We start from the raw sequence: 5,465 nt of genomic DNA, 5'->3' as shown, positions 1-5,465 counted from the left end.
GATGGGGTAACCCTTTGTATGAATGGCAGAACCATATTCAACAAGATTTTGATTGGTGGAAACGACGATTAAAAACACAACTTGAGTTATTTGATCTGATACGTATTGATCATTTCCGTGGATTCGAATCCTGCTGGGAAATTCCTGCGAGTTGTGAAACGGCTATAGATGGGGAGTGGAAGCCTGCGCCTGGTGAACAGCTATTCGATTCCTTATTAGCTTATTTTGGTGAACTACCACTGGTTGCTGAAGATTTGGGCATTATTACTGATGAAGTGACCCAGCTGCGTGAGAGATATGGTATGCCAGGTATGAAAATTCTCCAATTTGCTTTCGGGGGTGATGCTTCAAACCCCTATTTACCTCATCATCAGTGTGAAGATAGTGTTACCTATACAGGTACGCACGATAATAATACAACGCTGGGTTGGTATCATCAGCTTGATGAACATACAAAAAATCATGTGCATGCTTATTTTGGCGAGACTGCAGAATCAATGCCTTGGTTATTCATTCGATCTGCCCTGAGGTCAGTATCCGAACTAGCGGTTCTACCTTTGCAGGATGTTTTATCACTTGATGGTAAACATCGTATGAATGTTCCTGGAACCATAGAAGGCAATTGGTTATGGCAGTTTAACTGGGATATGTTTAATTCAGATAATGCAAATAAGTTAAAAGCATTGAATATTTTGTATGGCAGATGCTAGCGACAACCATCAGTTGAAACGGTTTTATACCTCCCAGCATATTTGGATTGATAATACACTCGACCCTGATGAAATAACCTTAGGAATCACTGAGTTTTATCAGGATTTACTGGGTGATATTACTTATATACAAATGCCTACAACTAACAAAACATACAATGAGGCTGAGAGATTGTTTGTGATTGAGTCTTTGAAGTCAGCAACGGAGTTCTTGTCCCCCCTCACTGGCACGGTCACCAAACTAAACTTATCCCTGAATGAAACGCCAAACCTTATCAATCATGATCCATTTGGTACTGGTTGGATATGCCAACTACGAATAGATAAACAAGTAAAGCTTGAACAACAATTTATGACTTATATGGACTATGAATTGATGTTGGATGGATAAATAGCACCTAGTATGCTTGGCTTATCTGCGCCGGTAACGGCTGGAAGATTGCCAGCTTGGTGAGCTAATGTTCGCATGGCCAGCCATGAGAAGGCACAAGCCTCAACCCAATCAGGCGCAAGCCCTAGTTTTAACGTTGTCTCTACGCTGATATCAGGCAAGTGTTTTCTCAAGGCATTCATCAAAACTTCGTTATGCGAACCGCCGCCACAAACATATACGGCATCTGTGTCTTTCGCATAGGTAGTGATAGCGTCTGTAATTGAACGTGCCGTCATTTCCAATAATGTTTTCTGAATATCTTTAGCGGGAATCGCTTTATCAACCTGCGTCAGTATATTGGCTAGCCATTTCAGGTTGAAATATTCCCTGCCAGTGCTTTTGGGGATCGCTTGACCAAAAAAACTGTCCATCATGAGGATATCAAGTAACTCCTCATCCACAGTGCCATCACGAGCCCAATCACCATTTGCATCATATAAATCGAGATGATGCTGTTGGTACCACTCATCCATCAGAACATTACCGGGACCCGTATCAAAGCCGGACACTACGTTTTTTTTATCTTTCGGCAGGATAGTGATGTTACCAATACCGCCAATATTGGCGATCACTCTGTTTTCATTATGAGAGTGAAATAAAGCTTGATGAAAGGCGGGTACTAAGGGAGCACCTTGTCCACCCAGAACCATGTCACGCTGACGGAAGTCAGTGATTGTCGTAATGCCTGTTTTTTCAGCAATCACATTGGCATTGCCAATCTGCATACTAAATGGATATCGACAATCAGGCGCGTGAAAAACAGTTTGTCCATGACAGCCTATTGCGACAATATGATTAGCCGGGATTTGTGTTTCATCAAGAAGTTGGTTGATTGCTTCACTGTAGGCATGACCAAGTGCGATATCAATCTGTCCGAGTTGATGTAAATGTGTTCTCGCTGTAGCGATTAGCTGATGAAGGTCTCGTCTTAATTGCTCACTGAACGGATAGGTTTCCGCTGCAACAAGTTGTATTTGATCATCACTGAAGTCTGTGATCGATACGTCAATACCATCAAGACTGGTGCCAGACATAACACCAATATATAAGCTCATAGAATTTTAATGTTGGTTCATGGCCAGTGTAGGCACCTTGAGAGATTCCAACTGCACAAGTAGAGTCTGTGATTTTTGTTTAAAATCGGCCATATACTTAGCATTAAGAGGCTCAGCCTTTGGTAAAGCAACCGTAAGAGGGTTGTGATGTACACCATTTATACGGAACTCATAATGTAGATGGGGTCCTGTTGCCAAGCCACTCATTCCAATGTAACCAATCACTTGTCCTTGCTTTACTCGTTGGCCACGTTTTAATCCTGATTTGAATTTCGACATATGAGCATAAAGCGGTGTGTATTTACCACCGTGAGACAAGATAATTACACGGCCATAGCCACCTTTATTTCCAATAAATTCGACTTTACCATTGCCTGTGGCCAAAATTGGTGTGCCGGTCGGGGCCGCATAATCGACACCACGATGAGGGCGACTCGTTTTTAGAACAGGGTGTTTTCTATTAGGATTAAACAAAGAACTGATTCGACTAAAATGAACAGGAGTTCGGGTAAATGTCTTTCTCATACTCTCACCTTTTGGGGTGTAGTAGTGAGTATTACCCTCTGTATCTGTATAACGGACAGCCCGAAACGTTGTGCCTCTGTTCGTAAATTCAGCGGCTAATATATCGCCATCATCAAATTTTTGTCCCTCAAGATAGTCTTCTTCGAAAATGACTTTAAAACTGTCACCTTGACGAAGATCTAAAGCAAAGTCGATATCCCATCCAAAAATATGTGCTAGTTCCATCACTAGTTTGTCTGACAGACCAGCTTTTAAACCTGAGCCGAATAGTGAAGATTCAATTTCTCCGTAGACTTGTTTTTGACGTTTTTCCGTTTCTTTGGTCAGTGTTTCTGCTTTGTATCCATCATCAGTTACTGTTAGCTGCAAGGTTTTAATGGGACTGAAAACAAGTTCAAGCTGTTTTAATTCTGTATTGCCATCGTTATCAGTACTCAGACCAAAGCGAATTTCTTGTCCTGGTTTTAGGTTTAATAGCGGTTTTACCGCTTTCCCTGTCTGAGCGACATTGAAAACATCTCGAGCTGACAAGCCAACTTTAGGAAAAATCAGTGACAGGTTGTCTCCAGATTGAACTGTAACCTGCTTCCATTCTATGGATGAAGTAGTTAGTGTTTCATCCGCTGGAGTTTCGATGTCGTTATCATCGTTTGATTGGTCTAGCTCAGAAAGATGAGCTTTTTCAAGTGCGATTCGCTCGAGCTCAGCAGGATCTGTAACAGGTTTGTTCTCTAAATCAGGTACCTCTACTAAGTCAGTTTGAGGGTTATTGTTTAGTTCTGTCGTTGGAGGGGCTAAGGTGATTTGCGTTGTTTGCTCTGTCAGGGAATCAGACGTTTCAATACGTTCGTTACCAATTTGGCCTGGCAAGTTGATTGTTTGTGATTTGGTATCTGTATTTACTGGGGTGCTGGTGGCAAGAACCATACTGGTCACGAAGACGCCAACGATGCTTGCTATGGATAAGGTGATGAAGTGATGTCGTTTGCCATGGAATTTTTTGTCACTTGAGAACAGTCTTGATTCAGCTCTGGAGTTCAAAAGTCTATTACGTTTCATATGCAAACTCTTGGTGAAATTAAAAATTCTCCCAATTCTCTCAATATTTGATCAGAATTGGAACCCCTTATTTTATGTATGTTGTGATAATATTGCCGACCTCATAAAACACAAGAACTTGGAGTAATCTAAATGATGCCTGTAGATGATGCGATGCTTGAAATTCGTCGTGGTGCGGAAGAAATTTTAGTTGAAAGCGAGCTTGTCGAAAAATTATCATCAGGTAAACCACTGCGAATAAAAGCTGGGTTTGATCCTACAGCACCTGATTTACATTTAGGTCACACTGTCCTCATCAACAAACTACGCCAATTCCAGCAAATGGGACATACCGTAATTTTTCTGATTGGTGATTTCACTGGACTCATTGGCGACCCAACTGGGAAAAGTGCAACTAGGCCACCACTGACTCCTGAAGAAATTGAAGAAAATGCCAAGACATATAAAGAACAGGTGTTCAAAATCTTAGACCCTGAGAAAACGGAAATACGTTTCAACTCTGAATGGTTTAATGAAAAAGGTGCTGACTTCATGATTAAGTTGGCAGGTAAATTAAGTGTGGCACGCATGCTTGAACGAGATGACTTCAAGAAGCGCTTTAAAGCGAACCAGCCTATATCGATTCATGAATTTCTTTATCCATTAGTACAGGGTTATGACTCTGTCGCACTGGAAGCTGATGTCGAGTTAGGGGGAACAGATCAGAAATTCAACCTATTAATGGGGCGTGAATTACAAAAAGCGGAAGGGCAGGACTCTCAAGTCGTGATCATGACACCATTATTAGAAGGCTTGGATGGTGTGAAGAAAATGTCTAAGTCTTTGGGTAATTATGTCGGTATCACCGAAGCCCCTGGCACAATGTTTCAGAAGATTGTGTCTATTCCAGACTCACTCATGTGGCGCTGGTATGAACTACTATCATTCAAGACTATTAAAGAGATAGACAGCTTAAAAGAAATGGTAGAACAAGGAGCAAACCCGCGTGATGTCAAAATTGAGCTGGCACGTGAGATCGTTGCACGATTTCACGGAGAAGAAGCGGCAGCCAATGCACATAAAGGTGCAGGTAACGTCATTACAGAAGGTGAGGTGCCAGAGGGAACACCAGAAATAGAAATTGAACTGGATGGTCAGGTCGAGTTGGCAATTGGAGCCGTGATCAACAAAGCCAACCTAGTAGCTAATTCAGCACAAGCGAAAGATATGCTTAATAACGGCCGTGTGAAACTTGACTGGAGTGTTGTAGAGCCCACTCTCCAATTGAGTACAGGAAAGTATCTTATCCAAGCAGGTAAAAAGAAAATTGCCTGGGTGACGCTTAAATAAATAATAAGCAGAATGCATTTCTGCAAAGCGGATATTCTGCTCTATACATAGATATACTATGCGAATCTCTAGCTTAGCATGCAAAAAAGCAATTAAAAAAACACAGTAATTCAGACATCTACGTCAATAGAGATGTCAAAGGGAAAATCTTCCTGTTGACGTCTCCTCAATTCACTGTAGAATGCGCTCCTCTTGCTGATGAGGGAGCCTTTCGGGGCTAAGTCAATCGGCAAGCGATTTAAAGTTTACACAGTATCAAAAACGTAAAAATTAAGTTGACAGTCAGGCAGAGAGCTGTATAATTCTCGCTTCTTTGTTGCAGCGAACATCGGCAACAAAACGCTCTTTAACAAA

The 5,465-nt window shown here is 41.7% G+C and carries 5 protein-coding genes; 3 read left to right on the top strand and 2 right to left on the bottom strand.

All coding sequences use genetic code 11. From position 1 onward, the window contains the following. Together B4K20_RS07685 and B4K20_RS07680 are read left to right on the top strand one after the other, a co-directional pair. Positions 1-710, top strand: a 710-nt coding sequence (locus tag B4K20_RS07685) for a 4-alpha-glucanotransferase (protein ID WP_289282471.1), incomplete at its 5' end; no start/stop codon positions are given. Beyond that, the gene (locus B4K20_RS07680) at positions 697-1,101 is read left to right on the top strand and encodes a glycine cleavage system protein H (RefSeq protein ID WP_289282470.1); all 405 of its coding nucleotides are present in this window, start codon (positions 697-699) and stop codon (positions 1,099-1,101) included. The genes B4K20_RS07685 and B4K20_RS07680, both read left to right, overlap by 14 nt. Here B4K20_RS07680 and B4K20_RS07675 read toward each other — a convergent pair. Further along, positions 1,077-2,198 (bottom strand): anhydro-N-acetylmuramic acid kinase, encoded by a 1,122-nt coding sequence (locus B4K20_RS07675; RefSeq protein WP_289282469.1) that lies wholly within the window; start codon positions 2,196-2,198, stop codon positions 1,077-1,079. The genes B4K20_RS07680 and B4K20_RS07675 overlap by 25 nt on opposite strands. A 6-nt stretch (positions 2,199-2,204) precedes the next feature. Continuing rightward, positions 2,205-3,782, bottom strand: coding sequence for an OapA family protein (locus tag B4K20_RS07670; RefSeq protein WP_289282468.1), 1,578 nt, complete (start codon positions 3,780-3,782; stop codon positions 2,205-2,207). A gap of 132 nt (positions 3,783-3,914) precedes the next feature. On the opposite strand from B4K20_RS07670, the gene tyrS reads away from it, so the two are divergent. Next, positions 3,915-5,111 carry a tyrosine--tRNA ligase gene (gene tyrS / locus B4K20_RS07665; protein ID WP_289282467.1) on the top strand — a complete coding sequence of 399 codons (1,197 nt, stop codon included), beginning with the start codon at positions 3,915-3,917 and terminating at the stop codon, positions 5,109-5,111. The last annotated feature ends 354 nt before the right edge of the window (positions 5,112-5,465 follow it).

This window comes from Methylophaga sp. UBA5088 (assembly GCF_002414625.1).
Classification (GTDB): domain Bacteria; phylum Pseudomonadota; class Gammaproteobacteria; order Nitrosococcales; family Methylophagaceae; genus Methylophaga; species Methylophaga marina.
This window is presented reverse-complemented; position numbering and strand designations above follow the sequence as displayed.

Excerpts from the sequence above, each read along its gene's own strand:
- B4K20_RS07670 (WP_289282468.1), bottom strand. The coding sequence starts at position 3,782 with ATGAAACGTAATAGACTTTTGAACTCCAGAGCTGAATCAAGACTGTTC.
- B4K20_RS07675 (WP_289282469.1), bottom strand. The coding sequence starts at position 2,198 with ATGAGCTTATATATTGGTGTTATGTCTGGCACCAGTCTTGATGGTATT.
- B4K20_RS07680 (WP_289282470.1), top strand. The coding sequence starts at position 697 with ATGGCAGATGCTAGCGACAACCATCAGTTGAAACGGTTTTATACCTCC.
- tyrS (WP_289282467.1), top strand. The coding sequence starts at position 3,915 with ATGATGCCTGTAGATGATGCGATGCTTGAAATTCGTCGTGGTGCGGAA.